15 protein-coding genes are annotated in these 20,428 nt (G+C 62.8%); 13 read left to right on the forward strand and 2 right to left on the reverse strand.

The genetic code is table 11. From position 1 onward, the window contains the following. On the reverse strand, positions 1–1,433 hold a 1,433-nt coding region (locus tag ABD919_RS14345; RefSeq protein ID WP_345236708.1), incomplete at its 3' end, for a hypothetical protein. 333 nt (positions 1,434–1,766) lie between these two features. Between ABD919_RS14345 and ABD919_RS14350 the strand changes: the two genes are divergently transcribed. From ABD919_RS14350 to ABD919_RS14405, 12 genes are all read left to right on the forward strand, one after another. Beyond that, the gene (locus ABD919_RS14350; protein WP_345236709.1) at positions 1,767–2,648 is read left to right on the forward strand and encodes a DNA/RNA non-specific endonuclease; all 882 of its coding nucleotides are present in this window, start codon (positions 1,767–1,769) and stop codon (positions 2,646–2,648) included. Positions 2,649–3,310: 662 nt separating this feature from the next. Continuing rightward, positions 3,311–4,171, forward strand: coding sequence for a dihydroorotate dehydrogenase (locus tag ABD919_RS14355; protein WP_345236710.1), 861 nt, complete (start codon positions 3,311–3,313; stop codon positions 4,169–4,171). 38 nt (positions 4,172–4,209) lie between these two features. After that, complete coding sequence (gene pyrF / locus ABD919_RS14360) at positions 4,210–4,986, forward strand: orotidine-5'-phosphate decarboxylase (protein WP_345236711.1); 777 nt, start codon at positions 4,210–4,212, stop codon at positions 4,984–4,986. Positions 4,987–5,079: 93 nt separating this feature from the next. Beyond that, positions 5,080–5,706, forward strand: coding sequence for an orotate phosphoribosyltransferase (pyrE, locus tag ABD919_RS14365; protein ID WP_345236712.1), 627 nt, complete (start codon positions 5,080–5,082; stop codon positions 5,704–5,706). A gap of 177 nt (positions 5,707–5,883) precedes the next feature. Then, positions 5,884–8,982: a phosphoribosylformylglycinamidine synthase subunit PurL gene (locus tag ABD919_RS14370; RefSeq protein WP_345236713.1), complete on the forward strand. Its 3,099-nt coding sequence runs from the start codon at positions 5,884–5,886 to the stop codon at positions 8,980–8,982. 51 nt (positions 8,983–9,033) lie between these two features. Further along, the gene (locus tag ABD919_RS14375; RefSeq protein ID WP_345236714.1) at positions 9,034–10,362 is read left to right on the forward strand and encodes a phosphoribosylformylglycinamidine synthase subunit PurQ; all 1,329 of its coding nucleotides are present in this window, start codon (positions 9,034–9,036) and stop codon (positions 10,360–10,362) included. Positions 10,363–10,437: 75 nt separating this feature from the next. Then, positions 10,438–11,847, forward strand: a complete 1,410-nt coding sequence (locus ABD919_RS14380) for a phosphoribosylaminoimidazolesuccinocarboxamide synthase (protein ID WP_345236715.1) — start codon at positions 10,438–10,440, stop codon at positions 11,845–11,847. Between the two features lie 129 nt (positions 11,848–11,976). Then, positions 11,977–13,269, forward strand: coding sequence for a phosphoribosylamine--glycine ligase (gene purD, locus ABD919_RS14385; RefSeq protein WP_345236716.1), 1,293 nt, complete (start codon positions 11,977–11,979; stop codon positions 13,267–13,269). Positions 13,270–13,344: 75 nt separating this feature from the next. Beyond that, positions 13,345–13,920, forward strand: a complete 576-nt coding sequence (gene purN / locus ABD919_RS14390) for a phosphoribosylglycinamide formyltransferase (protein ID WP_345236717.1) — start codon at positions 13,345–13,347, stop codon at positions 13,918–13,920. Positions 13,921–14,025: 105 nt separating this feature from the next. Beyond that, positions 14,026–15,519 carry an amidophosphoribosyltransferase gene (gene purF, locus ABD919_RS14395; RefSeq protein WP_345236718.1) on the forward strand — a complete coding sequence of 498 codons (1,494 nt, stop codon included), beginning with the start codon at positions 14,026–14,028 and terminating at the stop codon, positions 15,517–15,519. A gap of 128 nt (positions 15,520–15,647) precedes the next feature. Beyond that, positions 15,648–16,778: an AIR synthase-related protein gene (locus ABD919_RS14400; RefSeq protein ID WP_345236719.1), complete on the forward strand. Its 1,131-nt coding sequence runs from the start codon at positions 15,648–15,650 to the stop codon at positions 16,776–16,778. A 564-nt stretch (positions 16,779–17,342) separates the two neighbouring features. Further along, positions 17,343–17,804: a hypothetical protein gene (locus ABD919_RS14405; RefSeq protein WP_345236720.1), complete on the forward strand. Its 462-nt coding sequence runs from the start codon at positions 17,343–17,345 to the stop codon at positions 17,802–17,804. Positions 17,805–17,880: 76 nt separating this feature from the next. Here ABD919_RS14405 and ABD919_RS14410 read toward each other — a convergent pair whose 3' ends face one another. Next, positions 17,881–19,371, reverse strand: a complete 1,491-nt coding sequence (locus ABD919_RS14410) for a nicotinate phosphoribosyltransferase (protein WP_345236722.1) — start codon at positions 19,369–19,371, stop codon at positions 17,881–17,883. Positions 19,372–19,642: 271 nt separating this feature from the next. Here ABD919_RS14410 and ABD919_RS14415 point away from each other — a divergent pair, with 271 nt between their 5' ends. Then, complete coding sequence (locus tag ABD919_RS14415) at positions 19,643–20,242, forward strand: 3'-5' exonuclease (protein WP_345236723.1); 600 nt, start codon at positions 19,643–19,645, stop codon at positions 20,240–20,242. The last annotated feature ends 186 nt before the right edge of the window (positions 20,243–20,428 follow it).

Genomic DNA, 20,428 nt, shown 5'->3' on the forward strand with positions numbered 1-20,428 from the left:
ACGCCGGCCGTGGGCAGCTGGAACTGCACCTGCTCGCGGAAGGGGTTGGGCGCGGCCGTCAGCTCCACCGGGCGGGCGCTGCGACCAGCCAGCGGCGAGCCAAACACGCGGAAGGTCAGGGTGCGCGTTTCACTGCCCTTGATGGGGCAGGCGTCGTCTTCTACGGTTACGGCCACCCGGTACAGGCCGTCGCGCAGCGACAACGGCGGCGTGAACGTGAGGCGGGCCTGACGAGCCGGCAGCTGCATCAGCTGCATCAGCTGCACGCCCGGCAGGGCATTGTAACCGATGCTGTACGTCAGGTTCTGACCCGCGTTGGCATCGGTGGCAGCCAGCGTCAGCACCAGCGGCTCGCCCGACTGCACCGGGATAATCTGGTTCAGGTTTACGGTGCGCGACGTGGTGCCAACCTGAATGGTGCCGGTGGGGGCGATGTTGGGGTTGACGTTGGTGCCGCAGTCGTATACCGTGAAGATGAGCTCGCGGCGCACGCTGCCAATCAGGGCGAGGGCCCCTCCAACACGGCGGTACTCGCTTACCTTCACTACGGCCACGTACTTGTTCAGGCCCTGGGTTGACGGCGCCGTGGCGTTGAAGATGGCCGGCGTCAGGCTCAGGGAGCCGTTGGTGAAGTCAAAGTAAAAGTTAGGGGCTACGGTCTTGTTGGGGCAGGAGCCGATGGTGTCGTTGGTGACGGCAATGGGCAGAGTAGCCGAATACGTGGCGGGCGACTGGCAGCTCAGCACGCAAGGGGGCACCGAGGAAAGAACGGTACTGCTGCACGCCACTGGATAGGCCGAGTAGGTTTCGAATATGCCGCAGGCGTTAAGCGGCCGCTCCAGCGAATACACCAGGGAGTCGCCGTCGGCATCAAAAGCATTGTGGCTTACAATGGAATTCTGCCCTACGGGCACGAAGAAAGCCGGGATGGTGCTGAATACCGGGGAGGTGTTCTGCAGGCCGCTGCGGTTGTCGAGGGTGGCTTCCAGGCGCAGGGTGCCGCTCTGGCCGTTGTTCAGGTTGGCCAGCGTGGGCCGGGCGGTTTCCTCCGCGCTTAGCGTCCACAGCCCCGGGGGAAGCGTTACGTCGCCTACATAGGTATTGGCCTCGTAGTTGTCGGGCCCGTTCATGGTGCATACCCCGGAAATAGTGGCGCAGTACTGACTACCGTAAATGGGGTTGCCCTGCCGGGCAAGCGTAACCTGGCTGCCCTGGGTATTGCAGGCGCCGTTGCGCATGGTCAGGTTGATGGAGGTGGGCGCTGCAATGCCCGAGCAGTCGCGGTAGAAGCGGCAGGTAACGCGGTAAAGGTTGTTTCCTAGTGGAGCATAGGTGAGGTCGCCCCCCTGGGCGTGGCTGGCCTGGGCCGGCCGGGCCAGGCCCAGGCTTAGTACTAGCAGCAGAAAACTAAACAGGCGTAGAGAGTAAGTCATAAGGTGAAATAGGAGAAAAATGAGAGTGAGGCGCCTCTTTACTGTCCGGCAGAATAGCAGACCAGGGGCTTTTCAATGGGGCAGACCAGGCGAACAGGAGAAAGGTTGCCGGAGATAATGAACTTTTTAATTAATTTTACAAACATCTGATTTTAATAATGTTATTCGTCAAAAATCATACCTTCTCCCGTGCTGCCGGGGTATAAGATTTGGGCATGAGTCTGAGAAAACCCTTGCTTAACAGTTTCGTAACAGGGCGGTATCAGTTTGGCAAAACCTGAGTAGGAATTTTGCTTCAGATTTACACATTCCCAAACCCTCCCCCATTTTCTTATGAAGTTTACATTTACCCGACTATCCAGCCTGGTGCTGCTCATGGCTTTGGCTGTATCCTGCTCCAAGGATGAGCAGAACGTGCCCGCCACCCCCACAGCGGCTGTAATAAACCAAGATGCTACCCGCGACGGTAACCTGGCCATGGGCAACCCCAGCGGTGCGGTGGCCGACCCGTACTACTACTGGAACTACCTGATGAACAAGGCTCAGTATTCCCTGTCGTACCACCGCGACCGGGGCACGCCCAACTGGGTAAGCTGGCACCTGAGCAGCGCATGGCTTGGCAGCACCCCACGCCAGGACAACTTCTCGACCGACGCTACCCTGCCTTCGGGCTGGTACCGCGTGTCGAGCAGCAGCTACACGGGCTCCGGCTTCGACCGCGGGCATAACTGCCCCTCTGCCGACCGCACCGGCTCAGTAGAAGACAACTCGGCCACGTTTAAAATGACCAACATGATGCCCCAGGCCTCTACCAATAACCAGCAAACCTGGGCCGGCCTCGAAAACTACTGCCGCACCCTGGTGAACCAAGGTAATGAGCTGTACATCATCTGCGGCAGCTACGGCCGGGGCGGCACAGGATTAAACGGCTACATGACCACCATTGATGCCGGCCGTGTGACTGTGCCAGCCCGCACCTGGAAAGTAGTGGTGGTGCTACCGGAAGGCAGCGGCGACGCTGGCCGCGTGACCACGAGCACCCGCGTTATTGCCGTGGATATGCCTAACTCTACTTCTATCAGCACGAGCTGGGGCAGCTACCGCACTACTGTCGACGCCATTGAAACGGCCACGGGCTACAACCTGCTCTCGGCCGTGAACAGCACCGTGCAAAGCACCATCGAGGCGCGGGTCGACAGTGGGCCCACGCAATAAGGTCGAAGTGCCGCGCTGATACGCAAAGAAGCCCGTGGCACGAGGTGCCGCGGGCTTCTTTTTGGCTGCCAGCCGGATAGCGGTTTAAGCCGGTCTTCCGGGGAGTAAAGAGCCAAAGTTACGGGCCGGTTAAGCTGCGGCGCAAGCAGGTGGAATTTCTTAAAAAAAGATTTTCAGGTAAATACGAGGGTGAATGCCGGCTATCTCCTTGGAATCAGCGAAAAAGGAATGCCGAATTTTATTAAAAAAAGTACACAACATAAACTTAATGCTACCTGAATTTTGGCCCAAAAAAACATCAGTTAATTTTGCGCTGTGCTTCAACCCAAACAACAGTTGATGAAGTGCGGAAGCCTCCACCACGGGGCTCCGCAGCAAGACCGGAAAGTCCTGGCTCTTGTCGGTTGCGCCGATTTGTCGTCTGTTGTTCCTGGTTGTTGCCCCGCCGCCGTTTCGTGATACGAAACGGTTTTTTTATGTCCGTCAAGTTCGGCGGCTGCCTTCCTGTTTAACCGCGAAAACGTCATCTAATCGAGCTTCTGGTTACTTGTCTCTGGCTGCTGATGGTTAATTTTTAGTTGAAGCCCAGCGACCAGCAGCTTGCTTTCCACCGGGCTGCCGCCCAACCAGGAACAAGAAACCAGCAACAAGAAACTCCCCACATGCAACTCGGCTCCCTCACCCTCGAAAATCCCGTTTGCCTGGCCGCTGCCCCCTGGAAGCTGGCCGGCGACGGCTACGAGCAGCTTGGCGCCATCTTCACCAAGACGGTGACCATGGAGCCCCGCCCGGGCCTGCCCGGCGACGAAGGCGTGCTGCAGGTAGCCGACCAGACCCTGCTCAACCGCACCGACCTGCACATTGAAGGGGCCGAGCTGCTGGTGCACGAGCACCTGCCCCACCTGCGCCGCTTCGGCGTGCCCGTGTTTGTGAGCATTACCGCGCCGGGCATTCCGGGCTTCCGCAAGATTGCCCGCTACCTGCAGCGCGAGGCCGGCAGCCAGCTGGCCGGGCTGGAAGTGTACATCACCACCCCGGCGCGCGGCACCGGGGCCGACATCACCCCGCGCTTTGTGCGCGAAGCCACCGAAGCCGTGCGCACCGAGCTGCGCGACGACGCGCCCGTGGTGGTAAAGCTGCCGCCCTGGCCCGACCACATCCGCGGCCTGGCCCTGGCTGCGCAGGAGGGCGGTGCCACCGCTCTGGCCGCCACCAACACCTTAAAAGTGCTGCACCTGCCCGCCGACCCGAACGCGGCGCCCCTGGTGGGCGGCCTCTCCGGCGAAGCCCTGCGGCCCCTGGCCCTGCGCTGCGTGTGGGAGCTGGCGCATGACGAGAAAATCCACTTGCCCATCTTCGGCACGGGCGGCATTTTCACCCTGCGGCACGTGCACGACTACCTGCGCGTAGGCGCCCAGGCCGTGCAGGTAGCCAGCGGCGAATGGCTGAACCCCGGCCTTACGCCCCGCCTGGCCCGGGAAGTAGCCCTGACCCTGAACGTGACGCCCCCCCGCAACCCCTAACATTACGCGCCAGGCTACGGCTTGGCGCTCTCTTTTTTATGCAAAAGCTCAGCACCCGCGTTCAAGCCAGCAACTCCCTGCTCTGCGTCGGCCTCGACCCCACCGGCGCCGACGAGGCAGCCGTGGAGCAGCGCCTGCAGGCGGTAATTGCCGAAACCGCCCCCTACGCGGCGGCCTTCAAGCCCAACCTGGCTTTCTTTCTAAGCCGTGAAAACGGCGTTGCCCTGCTTCAGCAAACCGTGCGCAGCATTCCCCGCGACATCCCCGTGATTCTGGATGGCAAATTTGGGGACATCGCCAACACGGCCGAACACTACGCCCGATTTGTCTACGACGTAATCGGGGCCGATGCCGTGACGGTGAACCCCTACATGGGCGACGACGCCATCCGGCCTTTTGCCCGGCCGGGCAAGCTGGTGTTTGCCCTGGCCAAAACTTCCAACCACCCTTTCCATAACCTGCAGGACGTTGAGCTAGCGTCGGGCGGGACTATCAGCGCCCTGGCTGCCCGCGTGGCCAGGGCGCTCGACGAGGAACTTACGGAGTCGACCATAGCCCTGGTAGTGGGTGCCACCAACCCGGCGGCCCTGGCGCAGGTGCGGGCTGCCTGCCCCGCGCAGTGGTTTCTGGTGCCCGGCATCGGTGCCCAGGGCGGCGATTTGGCCGCCACGCTGCAGGCCGGCCTGCGCGCCGATGGCAGCGGCGTGCTGATTAATGCCTCGCGCAGCATCTGGCAGGCGGCAGATGCGGGAGCAGCCGCCCGGGAGCTGATGGAGCAGATTAACCAGTTGCGACCCGCTGTGATTTTGAATTAAAAATTAAAGATGAGGAATTAGAAATTGACTTTCAGGCCTGTGCAACGGGTTGATTTTTAGTTTATAATTCATAATTTTTAATTAAAACAAGCCATGACCAATACCACCGAGCTTCCTTCTTTCACCACTTTCGACACCGGGACGCTGCAAGCCCAGCTGCGCCAGGAAGACGCCTTGCTGCAGGGGCACTTCCGCTTGTCGTCGGGGCTGCACTCGGATACCTACGTGCAGTGCGCCCGCTTCCTGCGCCGGCCCGAGCTGGCCGCGCCCGCCATGGCCGAGCTGGCCCGGCAGATTCGCGAGGCCGGCCTGCAGCCCGACGTGGTAGTGGGCCCGGCCATGGGCGGCGTGGTGGTAAGCTATGAGCTGGCCCGGCAGCTGGGTCTGCCGTCCTTGTTCACGGAGCGCGACGACCAGGGCCAGATGACGCTGCGCCGCGGCTTCACCCTGGAGCCGGGCGAGCGGGTCATCATCGCCGAAGACGTGGTGACGACCGGCAAAAGCACCCTGGAAGTGGCCCGCGTGCTGCGCGGCCTGGGCGTGGATGTGCTGGCCGTGGCTTCGCTTATCGACCGCACCGCCGGTACCGCCGGACTCGACTTTCCTCACTTCGCCCTATTGTCGGTGCAGGCCGCTACCTACGCCCCCGAAAGCTGCCCGCTCTGCGCCGCCGGTGTGCCGGTAGTGAAGCCCGGCAGCCGGCCCGAGAAAGCCTTTTAATTGAGGTGCTCAGTGCCCGGTGCTTAGTGCTCGGTAGTGAAAAAAACCAGTTCCGCGCTGGTAGTTTCCATACAAATGCATTAGCATCAGCTAAAGAGCACTAAGTACCGGGCGCCAAGCCCTGATTGGCCTCAACCAAAAAAACACTGAGCACTAAGCACTGAGCACCGAGCACTAATGACGCAAACCACCCTCCAGCTCACCCTCAAACCCGGCCAGCACGACGGCGATGGCCAGCGCGTAGCCGAAGCCGCCGCCCGCCACCTGGGCCTGCACACCGGCAAGGTGCGCAGCGCGGCCCTGTACACGGTGCGCTACCCCCTCAGCCAGGACCAGCTTCGCGCCTTCGCCACCCACTGCCTGGCCGACCCGGTGCTGGCCGACGTGCAGCTGGGCGAGCCCAGCGGCGCGCCCGGCTACGCCAGCTACATCCTGGTAGCCAAAGGGCCGGGGGTGACCGACGACGAAGGGTCCTCGGCTCAAAGCGCCCTGGCCGACTTCCTCAACCTGCCGCTCGATACGCATACCCAGCACATCTTTAGCAAGCGCCTCTACCTGCTGGAACAGGAGCTGCCCACCGCCGACCTGCGCCGCATTGCCGAGGAGCTGCTGGGCAACAAGATGATTAACCGCTTCGAGGTAGGGCGGGTAGCCGAGGGCATCCGTGACTTCACGCCCCGCCCCGGCGGCGGCGCCGAAGCCATTACCGAAGTTATTTCCCTCACTGGCCTCAGCGACGAGGAGCTGATTCAGCTGTCCAAGGCCAACGTTTACGCCCTCAACCTGGAGGAGATGCGCGCCATCCGGGCTTACTACGCCAGTGCCGATACCCAGGCCCGGCGCCAGGCTGCCGGCCTGCCCCTCGACCCCACCGACTGCGAGCTGGAAATCCTGGCCCAGACCTGGTCGGAGCATTGCAAGCACAAGGAGTTTTCAGCTCTTATCAAGTACAAAAACCTGGAAACGGGAGAGGAGGAAGAAATTGACTCCCTTTTCAAAACCTACATCAAGAACGCCACCGCCGAAGTAGACCGGCAGCTGCGGGCCAACGGCAACGACTGGCTGGTGAAGGTGTTCAGCGACAATGCCGGTGCGGTGCGCATCAACGACGAGTCGCTGTTTGTGTGGAAGGTGGAAACCCACAACTCGCCCTCGGCCATCGACCCCTACGGCGGGGCCATCACCGGCATTCTGGGCAACAACCGCGACCCGCTGGCTACCGGTATCGGCGGCGCCCGCCTGCTGTTCAACACCAACGTGCTGTGCTTCGGCAACCCCGACTACGACGGTCCCCTGCTGACCGGGCAGCTGCACCCGCGCCGCATCTTCGAGGGCGTGCGCAAGGGCATTGAGGACGGCGGCAACAAGTCGGGCGTGCCCACCGTGAACGGCGCCATCGTGTTTGACGACCGGTACCGCGGCAAGCCCCTGGTGTACTGCGGCACCGGCGCCGTGATGCCCATGCAGTTTGCCGGCAAAGACTCCTGGGAAAAGAACATAGCTGCCGGCGACCGGATTGTGATGGCCGGCGGCCGCGTGGGCAAAGACGGCATTCACGGCGCCACCTTCTCCAGCATCGAGCTCGACGAGGCCGCGCCCGCCACGGCCGTGCAGATTGGCTCGCCCATCACCCAGAAGCTGGCCATGGACTTCCTGCTGCTGGCCGCCCGCCGCGGCCTGCTCAAGTGCAGCACCGACAACGGCGCCGGCGGCCTTTCCTCGTCGGTGGGCGAGCTGGCCGGCATCAGCGGCGGCGCCGTGGTGGAGCTGGAAAAAGTGCCCCTGAAGTACCCTGGCCTGCGCCCCTGGGAAATCTTCGTCAGCGAGTCGCAGGAGCGGTTTACGCTGGTGGTAGAGCCCGAAAAGATGCCCGAGCTGCTAACCCTGGGCCAGGAGATGGAAGTGGAGCTGACCGACATCGGCTACTTCACGGCGGATGGCTTCCTGGATGTGCGCTTCGAAGCCGCCCCCGTAGCGCGGCTAAGCATGGAGTTTCTGCACGAGGGCGTGCCCAGGAAGGTACTGGAGGCGGAGTGGCAGCGGCCGGAGCTTTCCGAGCCCCACCCCCCAACCCCCTCCCCTGCGGGGGAGGGGGAGCCTGACGTAAGTAGTTCTGGAGCTAGCTCCCCCTCCCTGCAGGGGAGGGGGCTGGGGGGTGGGGCCATCCTCCACCAGCTTCTGGGTTCGCTCAACATCTGCTCCCGCGAGTCAGTAATCCGGCAGTACGACCACGAGGTGAAGGGCAAAACCATTGTGAAGCCGCTGATGGGCGCCACCGGGCAGGCCCCGCAGGATGCCGCCGTGGTGCGCTTCAACTTCAACTCCTGGGAAGGGGTGGCCGTGAGCAACGGCATTCTGCCCCGCTTCGGCGACCTGGATGCTTACCATATGTCGGCCGGCGCGTTTGATGAGGCCGTGCGCCAGCTTATTGCGGTGGGAGCGAAGCTGCCCAACCTCAGCCCCGGCGACGGCAACTTCTGGTCGGTAAACGACAACTTCTGCGTGCCCGACTCGGTGTACGACCCCGTGACCAACCCCGACGGCAAGCTCAAGCTGGCCAAGCTGGTGCGCATGTGCCAGGCCCTGCGCGACATCACCGCCGCCTACTGCATCCCGCTCACCAGCGGCAAGGACAGCATGAAAAACGACTTCAAGGCCGACGGCGTGAAGATTTCCGTGCCGCCCACCGTGCTTTACTCCATGACGGCAAAAATGGAGGACGTGCGCCGCGCCGTTACCTCCGACTTCAAGCAGGAAGGCGACGTCATTTACCTGCTCGGCGAAACCTACGACGAGCTGGGCGGCTCCGAGTTCTACCAGCTGTTCGGCGAGCTGGGCGCCAACGTGCCCCAGGTGCGGTTGGATAAAGCAAAAGCCTTGTATACTCTGGTAGGGGAGGCCAACGACCAGGCCCTGATTCAGTCCTGCCACGACCTGAGCGACGGCGGCCTGGCCGTGGCCCTGGCCGAGTGCACCTTTGGCTACCGCTGCGGAGCGGAGGTGGAGCTACCTGAAACCGGCTTGCCGCTGCACGTGCAGCTGTTTTCGGAGTCGCACTCCCGCTTCCTGGCCACCGTGGCCCCGGAAGACGTGGTGGCTTTCGAGAGCATTCTGGAAGACCGCGCCACCCGCCTCGGCCGCGTAACGGCCGACGGCCGCCTCACCGTGCGCCACGCCGGGCAGGACGTAATAGCCGAAGACAGCGAAGCCCTGCGTCACAGCTGGACCAACGGCCCGGTAAACGAGCTGCTGGGCGTGAAAGCAATGAGCAGTTAGCCATTCCAGGTTTTGCCTGCTGATTGGTACCTGTTAAATGAACCTTGTGAAATGAAAGTACAAGCGCTAATTCTCACCGGCTTCGGCATCAACTGCGAAGAGGAGTTCGCCGCCGCCTACCGCCTGGCCGGGGCCGAGCCCACCATTGTGCACCTCAACCAGGTGCTGCACGGGCAGGTGAGCATCCACGACTTCGACATCCTCAACTTCCCCGGCGGCTTTAGCTTCGGCGACGACCTGGGCTCGGGCGTGGTGCTGGCCAACAAGCTGCGCTACCGCCAGACCAGCGCCGGCGGCCGCACCCTGCTCGATGACATCCGGCAGTTTATCGCCGACGGCAAGTTCGTGCTGGGCATCTGCAACGGCTTTCAGGTGCTGGTGAAGCTGGGCCTGCTGCCCAACCTGGGGGGCAGCGTCACGCCGGAAGTAACCCTCACCCACAACGCCTCCGGTCGCTACGAAGACCGGTGGGTGAAGCTGCGCGTGAACCCCCGCGCCACCACACCCTTCCTCAAAGGCATCGACACGCTGGAGGTGCCCGTGCGCCACGGCGAAGGCCGCCTGGTGGTGCCCGACGACGCCACCCGCCAGGCCATCGAAGCCGCCGGCCTCAACTGCCTTTCCTACATCGACGCCAACGGCGACGGCACCAGCACCTACCCCTTCAACCCCAACGGCGCCGACCTCAACTGCGCCGGCCTCTGCGACCCCAGCGGGCAGGTGTTCGGCCTCATGCCCCACCCGGAAGCCTTCCTCTCGGCTTACAACCACCCCGACTGGGCGCGGCGCAAGCGGCAGAACCCGGAGCTGGGGGAAGAAGGAGAGGGGCTGGCCATTTTCCGGAATATTGTGGAGCACATTCAGCCCCACCCCCCGGCCCCCTCCCCTGCGGGGGAGGGGAGCCTGTTATATTCGGCTGTCGATGGCAAAGAGCGGTTGAGTTCTAATGATGTAGAGGAAGATAAAGGCCAATACCAGACGGCTCAGGACCATGTATTTACTACCTCAAAGCAACAGTGGAAAAAACTGAAAGGCTGGGCGCGGGAAAACCGCAAGGCTCCGACTGAAGCAGAGGAGGCGTTATGGTTACGGCTACGCCGGGAGCAGCTGGGCGTGCAGTTTCGCCGCCAGCACGCTATTGCTAGTTATATCGTTGATTTTGTTAGTATTGGCGCTAAATTGGTTGTCGAGGCAGATGGTGGAATTCATCAAAACCCTGAACAAGCTGAATATGACGCTGGGCGCACCCAATTACTCGAAGAGTACGGCTTTCGGGTGCTGCGCTTCGCTAACGAGACAATTCTGAAGCAGCCGCAGGCTGTGATTGCCGAAATTCAACAAGCTCTGCAGGAGCAACACAGTAAACATCTTATCCACTAACTTCCATAAGTGCCCTCCCTTAGGTCGTCAGGCTCCCCTCCCTTTTGGGGAGGGGCCGGGGGAGGGGTCAAGCCTATGCACACCCTAACCCACTTCGCCTCGCCCCAGCTCCCCCTCCTGCACCGTGGCAAAGTCCGCGACAGCCTCCGTGCGCCCTCCGGCGACCGCCTCATCATCGTCACCGACCGCCTCTCGGCGTTCGACTCGGTGCTGGAAACGGCTGTGCCCCACAAAGGCGCCGTGCTGAACGGGTTGGCGGACTTCTGGTTTGAAAAAACGAAGAGCATCATCCCCAACCACGTCCTGAAGCTGGTGGATGCCAACGCCATGCTGGTGCGCGAAGCCCAGCCCATCAAGGTGGAGATGGTGGTGCGGCACTACCTCACCGGCTCCATGTGGCGCGGCTACCAGGCCGGGCAGCGCACCTTCTCGGGCGTGACCTTACCCGACGGCCTGCGCAAGCACCAGCCCTTCCCCGAATACCTCGTGACTCCAACGACCAAGGAGGAGTCGGACCGCGAAATCACCCCCGAAAGCCTGGTCAGTGAAGGCTGGGTAAGCCAGGAGCTCTACGAGCAGATGCGCGCGAAGGCCCTGGCGCTGTTCCAGGTGGGCTCTGAGCTGCTCCGGGAAAAAGGCATTATCCTGGTCGATACCAAGTATGAGTTTGGCCTGCTGAACGGCGAGCTGATTCTGATTGATGAAATCCATACGCCCGACTCCTCGCGCTTCTGGAGCGCCGACGACTACGCCCGCAACCCCGAAGGCGTGGAGCAGATGGACAAGGAGTACGTGCGCCAGTGGCTGATTGCCAATAAGCAAGACGGGCAGTACCCCCGCGCCCTGACGCCCGAGGTAGCCCGGGAAGCCAGCCGCCGCTACCTCGACATCTACCAGCGCATCACCGGCCAGCCCCTGCCCACGGCCGAAGCCGATGGCCCCGACGCCCCCGGCACCGGCCGCCACGACGCCCGGGCCCGCCTGCTGGCCAACCTCGTGCGGGCCGGCCTGATGCAGGACGCCTGGGTGAGCATCGTGCCAGGCTCGGCAGCCGACAAAGAGCAGGGGCTCGACATCTGCCGGCAGCTGCAAGGCTACGGCGTGTTTACCGAGCTGTGCGTGGCCCAGCAGAGCGAGGAGGAAATCACCAACCAGGCCGAGGAATGGAACAGCAGCATCGAGCCCGGCGTCATCATCGCCGTAAATGGCCTTGCCAACGGTCTGGCCGCCGCTCTGGCTGCCACCGTCAGTCTGCCCGTCATCAGCTGCCCGCCCTGGGAAGCCGGGGCCGGGCCGGACCTGAACTCAGGTTCCTCGGCGATGCCCAGCGGTGCGCCCGTCCTCGCCGTGGTAAGCCCCGACCAGGCTGCCCAGGCCGCTCTGCGCGCCCTGAACCTGCCCCGCCTACGCCAGCGCCTGAGCCAGGAAATTCACGTCACCAAAGCCAAGTTGCGGGCTGCCAAGGCGGAATTTCGCACCTTGTAACCTCACCCCAACCCCTCCCCGCTGGGGGAGGGGCTTTGACGTGCTATTCCAAAATTTCAAACATCAAAGTCCATCACGTGTCTGGCTCCCCTCCCCCAAAGGGGAGGGGCCGGGGGTGGGGCTAGCCATATGAACGACAAGCAAGTAATTCTCCTCGGCGCCGGTGCCCGCGAACATGCCCTGGCGGAAAAGCTAACCCGCGACGGGGCCACGGTGCATGTGCTGCCCGGCAACGCCGGCATTCCCAACAGCCACCCCGAGGTAAATCCCCTGGACTTTCCCGCTCTGCAGGCCTACTGCGAGCAAGTAGGCGCCCGACTCATCGTGGTGGGGCCGGAGGCACCGCTGGCCGCCGGCGTGGCCGACTACTTCGCCGACTCCGGCATTAAAGTGTTTGGCCCAGTGCGTGCAGCAGCCATGCTGGAAAGCTCCAAGGTGTGGAGCAAGGAGTTTATGCGCCGCCACGGCGTAGCCACGGCCCTGGCCTGGCAGTTTCGCAGCGACAGCGTAAGCGCTGCCCGCGCCAAAGCGGCCGAGCTGGGCGGCCACGTCGTGGTGAAGTACGACGGGCTGGCCGCCGGCAAGGGCGTGTACGTGTGCTCCTCCATGGAGGAAGTAGACCTGGCCCTCACGGACCTGCAGGCCCAGCACACGGGCTGGTTTTCCTTTCTGCTGGAAGAAAAATTGAGTGGCCCCGAAATCAGCATCATCGGCGTCACGGACGGCAACCGCATCCGCCTGCTGGCGCCTTCCCAGGACCACAAGCAGCTGCTGGCCGGCGACCAGGGCCCCAACACCGGCGGCATGGGCGCCTACTGCCCCGTGCCTTTTGCCGACGACAACGTGCTGGCTGCCATCCGCCGCGACATCATCGACCCCACCCTGCATGGCTTGCAGAAGGAACAGTTCCGCTTCTGCGGCTTTCTCTACTTCGGCATCATGCTCACCCCCAGTGGCCCCAAGCTGCTGGAGTACAACGTGCGCCTCGGCGACCCCGAAGCCGAGGTGCTGCTGCCGGCGCTCGACAGCAGCCTGCTGGAGCTGATGGAAGCGACGCTGAACGGCACGCTGGCCCAGCAGACCGTGCGCCAGAAGCCGGGCTATTTCGTGGGCGTGGTGCTGGCCTCGGGTGGCTACCCGGCCGCGAAATTCCCCACCGGCTTCCCCATCAGCGGCCTTGACAGCCTGCCGGCCCACGTGCAGGCCTACCACGGCGCCACCCGCCGCGACGAAGCCGGCCAGCTGGTGACCAACGGCGGCCGCGTGCTGGTGCTCACCGCCCAGGGCCATGACCTGGAGCTGGCCGTATCCCGCGCCTACGAAGCCTGCGCCCGCGTCAGCTTCCAGGATGCCTACTTCCGGCCCGACATTGCGCAGCGGCCTTCGCCAATGGGTGAATGGGCGAATGCGGTGAATGGGTGAATGAAAAGCGTTATTTTTTCAGGACTGATGACCGCACCGCATTCACCTATTCACCCACCCACCCATTCACCCATTGTGAAAAAGGCCCGCCTGGCCATCCTGCTCTCCGGCCGGGGCTCCAACATGCTGGCTTTGGTGAAGGCCGTGCAGAATGGCGTGCTGAAGGGCCTGGCTGAGGTAGTGGTGGTATTCAGCAACAAGCCCGATGCCCCCGGGCTGGAGCTGGCCGCTGCCCTGGGCTGCCCCACGGCGGCGCTGCCCAGCCAGGGCCGCCAGCGCCGGGAGTACGACGCCGAAGCGGCCGCTCTGCTGCAGCAGTACCGGCCCGACTTCATTGTGCTGGCCGGTTACATGCGCATACTCTCGCCGGCCTTCATTCAGCCCTTTGCCGGCCGCATCCTCAACATCCACCCGGCCGACACCCGGCAGCACCAGGGCCTGCACGCCTACGAGTGGGCCTTCGAAAACCAGCTGCCGGAAACCAAAATCACCGTTCATCTGGTTGACGAAGGCCTCGATACTGGCCCCATTATTCTGCAGGAAACCGTGGATTTGCGTGGGGCCAGCACCCTTGAAGAAGTAGAGCGCCGCGGCCTGGCCGTGGAGCACCAATTGTACGCTCGCGCCCTGGCGGGCTTAATTAAAAATTAAAAATTATGAATTAAAAATGGACGTTAAGCCTGTAGATAAGCGCCCTTTTGAACTCATGACGGATAATTTTTAATTTTTAATTCATAATTTTTAATTGCGAAGCACATGTGCGGAATAGTAGGTTTTCACGGTCCTGAAGACGTAGTGCAGGACATGATAATCGGGCTGACGGCCCTGCAGCACCGCGGGCAGGACGCGGCCGGCATTGCCACCTTCGACGACTCCTTTCACCTGCACAAGGGGCAGGGGCTGGTGAACGACGTGTTTAAGCCCAAGCACGTGAAAAAGCTGACCGGCCACACCGGCATCGGGCACGTGCGCTACACTACCCAGGGCGCCAACGACTCCGACCTGGCCCAGCCGTTTCTCACCAGCTACCCCTTCGGGCTGGCCATGGTGCACAACGGCAACGTCATCAACTTCCGCGACGTGGCCAAGCGCCTGCACGAGCACTACCACGTGCTGCCCAAAACCACCAACGACCTGGAGCTTATCATGTACACCTTCGCCTCGGAGCTGCGCGTGAAAGACCTCGACCGCCTCTCGGTGGTCGACATCTTCGATGCGGTGGAAACCACCCAGGAGCTGGTGAAGGGCGCCTACGCCACCATTACCATGATTGCCGGGCACGGCCTGCTGGCGTTCAACGACCCGCTGGCCATCCGACCGCTGGTGCTGGGCCGCCGCGACACCGAGAATGGCCCCGTGTACGCCTTTGTGTCGGAAAGCACCTGCTTTGACTACCTCGACTTTGAGTTCGTGGAAAACGTAGGCCCCGGGCAAGCGGTGTTTATCGACAACAACTTCCAGGTGCACTACAAGAACACCTACGCGCCGCCCAAGAACTTCTGCGTGTTCGAGCAAATCTATTTTGCCCGCGAAGACTCCATCATCCACGGCCGCCTGGTGGCCCGCGAGCGGGTGCGCCTGGGCAAGCTGCTGGCCCGCAAAGTCTCGAACGCCGGCCTGCAGCCCGACATGGTAATTGACGTGCCCAGCAGCGGCTACTTCGCCGCCTCCGGCCTGGCCGAGGCCATTGGCGTGCCCTACCGCCGGGCCCTGGTGAAAAACAACCACATGGGCCGCTCCTTTATCGTGAGCACCCAGAAGGGCCGCGAAGACGTGGTGAAGAAAAAGCTTAACCCCATCCGCGAGTTCGTGGAAGGCAAAAAGGTGGCCGTCGTCGACGACAGCATCGTGCGCGGCACCACCTCGCGCCGCATCGTGCGCCTGCTGCGCGAAGCCGGTGCGGCCGAGGTCTACTTCATTTCCAGCGCCCCGCCCATCGTCTCGCCCTGCATCTACGGCATCGACATGGCCATGAGCACCGAGCTGATTGCGGCCAACTACACCGAGGACGAAATCTGCCGCTACATCGAAGCCGACAAGGTTATCTACCAGGACCTGGCCGATTTGGAAGAGCTGTTTGCCGAGGAGAAAGGCCACGGCGGCTCCTGCTTCGCCTGTTTCTCAGGCAAGTACCCCACCGGCGACGTGAGCCGCTACCTGCGCCACATTCAGGAAGAGCGCGAAAGCCACCGTAGCGACAAGAAAGGGCAGTCGGTAAGCGCCAAAGCGCCCGCGCCGACGGAGCATTAACCCCAACCCCTCCCCGCCGGGGGAGGGGCTTTTTGTTCTGATATACAATAAACCAAAATGCCCCAGAACAATCCACCGTGGCTCCCCCTCCCCCGCAGGGGAGGGGGCCGGGGGGTGGGGCCCACCGCATGAATAACACCACCAACCACCCCGCCGGCTACTCCATAGCAGAAGGTAACGCCGCTTCCCGCAATGCCTACAGCTGGTCAAAAAAGACTTTCCCGAACCGGGCCGGCAAGCCCGGCGAGCCGGCCCGCGACCTCGACGGCGGCTTCTCCAACGAAATCCGCTTCGGCACCGAGCGCCTGGGCATCAGCTCCGACGGCATCGGGACCAAGATTGAGGTGGCCGAGCGCCTGAACAAGTACGACACGCTGGGCTACGACCTCATTGCCATGACAGCCGACGACCTTATCGCCGCCGGCTTCGTGCCCACCAACCTGTCCAACATCATCGACGTGAACCACCTCGACTACGACGTGGTGGACGAGATGATGCGCGGCCTGCACGACGCCGCCAACTTCGCCGGTATGGCCATCACGGGCGGCGAAATTGCCGAGCTTGGCAACCGCATCGGCGGCTGGCCCGGCGCCCGCATGAACTTCAACTGGTGCTCCACGGCCATTGGCGTGCTGCACCCCAGCCTGCCGCAGCCCCTGAGCGGCAACACTGCCCGGGCCGGGCACGCCGTGGTGGCCCTGCGCTCGCCCTCCTTCCGCTCCAACGGCTACTCTCTGGCCCGCAAAACCCTGCAGCGCGTGTTTGGCGACAACTGGCACGAGGCACCTTTTCAGTTAGCAGTGAGCAGTGAACAGTTAACAAAACAAGCGTCAACTGATAAATTGCCTTCTACCTGGGGCGAGGCCATGCTGGCGCCCTCGCTTATCTACGCGCCCGGTGTGGCGGCTTTGCTCGACGCCGGCCTGCCCCTGCACGGCGTGGCCCACATTACCGGCGGCGGGCTGGCCGACAACTTCCAGCGCGTGCTCAAGAACGGGGTGGGGGCGGTGCTCGACAACCTGTTTGAGCCCCTGCCGGCCATGCGGCGCCTGATGGAAATTGGCGACATCAGCGCCGAAACGGCCTACCTCTATTGGAACATGGGCACCGGCATGCTGCTCGTAACGGAGCCAGACTCGGCCGACGCGGTGGTGGCTTCCCTGCAGGCCAGCGGCTACGATGCCCAGGTAGCCGGCCGTCTCACCGAGGAGCAAGGCGTGACGCTGCGGGTGGCCGCGGGGGAGTTGCGCTACACGTAAGGAAATAGGAAAGGCGGGTGCTGCTGCCAGTAATATTGCGCCGGCTGGCTCCTGCGTGCTGCGTGCAGCTGGCGGGAGTGGTTTGTGGGTAAATGCGCAGACGCCTGCGCAGGAGTTTATCGGTCAGCATCGAGTGGGCGGGGCTGAGCTTCCAGTAGTCGTCCTTGTCGAGGTCTTCGGAAAGGCCCTGGATGTATTCGATAAGGGAGCATTGCGCAGGTTAGCCGTCATGCGCCAGGCTTTGGCTGTCAGCTGCCAGAAACAGATGGGCACTTTATCTTCCTGTGTGCTGCAAGTCCCCGGGGTTCGGCACCGGCCAAATGTAGGAATAAGAACATTTTCATAAGAGAGAAAGGTGGAAAAGTCACCAGGCCCCGCTGCGCCCGATGGACACCAGACCCCGGCGCAGCCCGGTTTGTTGACCTAAGCTGAAAGTTGGGTTTTGACTAAATATGAGCAATGTAGTGTCAAGGCAGGCACTCCAAAATACCTGTTTCCAGGTATTGCGGAAGCCATGAAAAGTGGTCAGCTTTGCCGGTATCGTTTCACTCACCTTTTTTCTCTATGAACGTTAAAACCATACTCAACGCAGCCGCTCTCATTCTCGGAATGGTTGGCATCTACTTCAAGGCGCAACATTGGGCCGGGGCCGACATTCTGATGCTGGCTGGCTTCGGCTTGCTGCTCATTTCGGCGGCAGCATTTACCCTGCGCGACAATGCCGAAGCGGGTACCCCTGCGGCCCTGAGCTACGTGATGGTGGCCTCGCTGGTAGTATTCATTCTGGCCGCCGTATTCAGAACCCTGCACTGGAACGGAACCGAGCTGATGGGGATGTTGTCGGGTGGCCTGATTCTCATCCTGAGCCTGATGCTGATATTTTCCAAGGCTCCAATCGTGGCTTCGCGGCAATACGTCACGGTGCTGATTATTTCCTTTACGCTGCTGTCGGCCATGCTGAATCTGCTGGCGCGTCGCCCGCCCCAGCAGGTAGCCGCCACGCCCGCCCAGGAGATGACGGAATAGCAAAAGCTGTTTTGGTGTGCAAAAAGCCCCGGCAGTGAAGTTGCCGGGGCTTTTTATTTGCTTTTCGCTGGTCTGGCTACGCCCCCCGCACGGGCCGCCGCTCCAGTATCAGCTGGGTGCGGTACTCGTGGAGGCCGGCTTCTAGGCCCACGGGGTAGATGTGGGGGTTGAGGAAGCGGCGGATGCTGGGGTCCAGGCCCTGGACCTCGCGCTGGGCGTGGGCCCGGCTTTCGGCCAGGGTGGGCAGCTGCCCAACGCGCTGGCCCCGGCTGAACACGGGCTGCAGCAGCTCGCGGTAGGCGGTTTCGGGGCGGATGGGCAGGCGGCGCGTGGCGTCGGCCGGGTCTACGATGGTGGTGTGGGCGGGCAGGTCGGCCGCGGTGTTGTAGAGCATGTCGGCGCGGGGCCGGCCGTACTCGTTGAGGTAGCGGCGCACCTGCAGGATGCCCGGTATGCTGGTTTTGGCGGCTTGCTCCGAGAGCTTGATGGTGAAGTCCCAGCCCGAGTCGTCGGCCTTGCGCAGGGCGGCCAGCTTGTACACCCCGCCCAGGGCGGGCTGGTCGTAGGCCGTCACCAGCTGGGTGCCCACGCCCCAGGTATCGATGCGGGCACCCTGCTGCTTGAGGCTGGTAATGACGTTTTCCTCAAGGTCGTTCGAGGCCACGATGCGGGTTTGGGTAAAGCCGGCCTCGTCGAGCACCGCCCGCGCCTCCCGGCTCAGGTAGGCCAGGTCGCCCGAGTCGAGGCGGATGCCGCCCAGCTCGTGCCCCCGGGCCCGCATGTCGCGCGCCACGCTGATGGCCAGGCGCACGCCTTCCAGCGTGTCGTAGGTGTCGACCAGAAACACGGAGTCGTCGGGAAAAGCCTGGGCGTAGGCCGCAAAGGCCGCCCGCTCGTCGCCAAATGCCTGCACCCAGCTGTGGGCGTGGGTGCCGCGCACCGGAATGCCGTAGCGCTGCCCGGCCAGCACGTTGCTGGTGGCGTCGGCTCCGCCCAGGTAAGCCGCCCGGCTGGCGCCCAGGCCCCCGTCGAAGCCCTGGGCGCGGCGCAGCCCAAACTCCAGAACCTGGTCGGTGGGGCCCGTTGCTTCCCGGATGCGGGCGGCCTTGGTGGCAATCAGCGTTTGAAAGTTGATGATGGTGAGCAGGGCCGTTTCCAGCAGCTGGGCCTGCAGCAGGGGGCCGCGCACCCGCAGTAGGGGCTCGTTGCCAAACACGACGCTGCCCTCGGCAATGGCTTCTACATCGCAGCTAAAGCGGAGCTGGCGCAGGTAGTCCAGAAAGGCAGCCGGGAACATCGGCTCGCCCTTGCGGCCCTGCAGGCTGCCCAGGTAAGCCAGGTCTTCATCGGTAAACTGCAGGTTTTCGAGCCAGTCGACGGCCAGGGCCAGGCCGGCCGCCACCGCGTAGCCGCCCTTAAAGGGCATCTTCCGGAAATAAAGGTGAAACACGGCTTCCCGGTCCTGCATGCCCTGCTGCCAGTAGCCGTAGGCCATGGTCAGCTGATATAAATCGGTAACCAGCGCCAGGGAGGGCGCATACAGGCCGGAAAGAGGAGCAGGATTCATCATGTGTTAATGTGCTGATGTGGCAGATGTGCTGATGTAGCGGGTAGGCAAGCGGGCAGGCGACCAGCTTGCTCCTTGCCAGGCAAAGGTCGAGGGAGGCAGGCGGAGTTGTGCTTGCATCCTTAAGAGTTGGGGCTTGGGAATGGGGCCAGGCCATACGGGTATACCAGCCGGGAAGTGCAAATTAGCACCTGCAGCCCGGGGCGCTGGCTGCCCTTTTAATTCGCGGCCTGGCTGCTTACCTTGCAGGCTGTGCGTCCTTTTCCATCTTATGCCTAACCTGCAAGAACAGTACCTCGTCTTCGACACCGAAACCAACGGCCTGCCCCGCGACTGGAAAGCGCCGGTGACCGACACCGACAACTGGCCCCGTCTGGTGCAGCTGGCCTGGGCCGTGTACGACCAGCACGGACAGGTGCTGGAGCGGCGCTGCCATATCATTCGCCCCGAAGGCTTTGTCATCTCCGAAGATGCGGCCCTGATTCACGGCGTTACCCAGGAGCGGGCCCTGCGCGAAGGCGTGCGGCTAAGCGAGGTGCTCGACGCGTTTGTGCAGCGCCTGCACGTCGCCGAGCTGCTCGTGGCCCACAACATCGCCTTCGACGCCAAAATCATCGGCGCCGAGCTCTACCGGGCCAGCCGCCCCATGCGCCTGGATAAGAAGTCGCAGCTCTGCACCATGCAGGTCAGCACCAGCTACTGCCGCCTGCCCGGCCGCTACGGCAGCTACAAGTGGCCCACGCTCACCGAACTGCACACGGTGCTGTTCGACCGCGGCTTCGACGGTGCCCACGACGCCCTGGTGGACGTAGATGCCTGCGCCCGCTGCTTTTTCGAGCTGCGCAAGCGCGGCGTGCTGGCGAGTCTATAGTTTCTGGTTGCTAGTTTCTCGTTTCTTGTTAGCGAAGCTGATAGGGAGTCGCTAGAACGTCATTCTGAGCGGAGCCGAAGCATCCTGCCCGCGGCAGTAAGTCCTTGCAAACCCAAGTTGCGGGCTATAGGCCGGCTTGGTGGAGGGTGTGGGCAAAAATGAAGAGGGCAATTTTCAGGGCAAACC

The organism is Hymenobacter saemangeumensis, from assembly GCF_039541835.1.
GTDB classification, from domain to species: Bacteria; Bacteroidota; Bacteroidia; order Cytophagales; family Hymenobacteraceae; genus Hymenobacter; species Hymenobacter saemangeumensis.

Coding starts and splice junctions, on each gene's coding strand:
- ABD919_RS14350 (WP_345236709.1), top strand. CDS start 1,767: ATGAAGTTTACATTTACCCGACTATCCAGCCTGGTGCTGCTCATGGCT.
- ABD919_RS14355 (WP_345236710.1), top strand. CDS start 3,311: ATGCAACTCGGCTCCCTCACCCTCGAAAATCCCGTTTGCCTGGCCGCT.
- pyrF (WP_345236711.1), top strand. CDS start 4,210: ATGCAAAAGCTCAGCACCCGCGTTCAAGCCAGCAACTCCCTGCTCTGC.
- pyrE (WP_345236712.1), top strand. CDS start 5,080: ATGACCAATACCACCGAGCTTCCTTCTTTCACCACTTTCGACACCGGG.
- ABD919_RS14370 (WP_345236713.1), top strand. CDS start 5,884: ATGACGCAAACCACCCTCCAGCTCACCCTCAAACCCGGCCAGCACGAC.
- ABD919_RS14375 (WP_345236714.1), top strand. CDS start 9,034: ATGAAAGTACAAGCGCTAATTCTCACCGGCTTCGGCATCAACTGCGAA.
- ABD919_RS14380 (WP_345236715.1), top strand. CDS start 10,438: ATGCACACCCTAACCCACTTCGCCTCGCCCCAGCTCCCCCTCCTGCAC.
- purD (WP_345236716.1), top strand. CDS start 11,977: ATGAACGACAAGCAAGTAATTCTCCTCGGCGCCGGTGCCCGCGAACAT.
- purF (WP_345236718.1), top strand. CDS start 14,026: ATGTGCGGAATAGTAGGTTTTCACGGTCCTGAAGACGTAGTGCAGGAC.
- ABD919_RS14400 (WP_345236719.1), top strand. CDS start 15,648: ATGAATAACACCACCAACCACCCCGCCGGCTACTCCATAGCAGAAGGT.
- ABD919_RS14405 (WP_345236720.1), top strand. CDS start 17,343: ATGAACGTTAAAACCATACTCAACGCAGCCGCTCTCATTCTCGGAATG.
- ABD919_RS14410 (WP_345236722.1), bottom strand. CDS start 19,371: ATGAATCCTGCTCCTCTTTCCGGCCTGTATGCGCCCTCCCTGGCGCTG.
- ABD919_RS14415 (WP_345236723.1), top strand. CDS start 19,643: ATGCCTAACCTGCAAGAACAGTACCTCGTCTTCGACACCGAAACCAAC.